Source organism: Corallococcus sp. AB049A, assembly GCF_003668885.1.
In the GTDB taxonomy this organism is placed as follows: Bacteria; Myxococcota; Myxococcia; order Myxococcales; family Myxococcaceae; genus Corallococcus; species Corallococcus interemptor.
The window spans coordinates 1-485 of sequence record NZ_RAWL01000969.1 but is presented as its reverse complement, the minus strand read 5'-3'; the positions used below and the strand labels follow the sequence as shown (position 1 = coordinate 485).

Below are 485 nucleotides of genomic sequence, written 5' to 3'. Positions count from 1 at the left end.
GTATGACCGGGAATCAATCGGCACGGGAATCGTCAAGTCAGTTGAAGCCGAACCTCACGCAGGCCCAAACCAACCACCTCCGCAGGCTGTTGGCATGGGTCCGCGGCGAAGTCGGCCAGACGCCGCAGGAGATGGTCGAAACGCTCAGAGGTCTCGGGCCGATGCCTGAGCCCAGCGCCGAGGCAAAGGCGCGCCTCGTGGACAGCTACAAGCGCGCCGAAGCGGTGCCAAAGTACGTGCGGACCGCAGTCAAGGCGCTGGAGAAGCTGCTGCTCAAGCAGGAGGGCGCCATCGTGGACGTTGAAGCCGGCGCCGGCTTCGATGCTGGGTTCGAAATCGTCGGCACGCGCCACGTCATGCTGCCGGCCCTGCTCGGCGCACAACCGGCTGCAGCGCCGCCGCCGGTCCTGTCGTCTCCGCAGCCGTGGATGGACCAAGTGCCGACGGAACCGGGCTGGTACAGATTCACTTGCGAGGAAATTGAC

The 485-nt window shown here is 65.4% G+C and carries 1 protein-coding gene; it reads left to right on the top strand.

Annotated features, from left to right (window positions below; genetic code table 11):
- Window positions 1-41 precede the first annotated feature (41 nt).
- A partial coding sequence (locus D7X55_RS40470) for a hypothetical protein (RefSeq protein ID WP_121725735.1) occupies window positions 42-485 on the top strand: 444 nt, incomplete at its 3' end.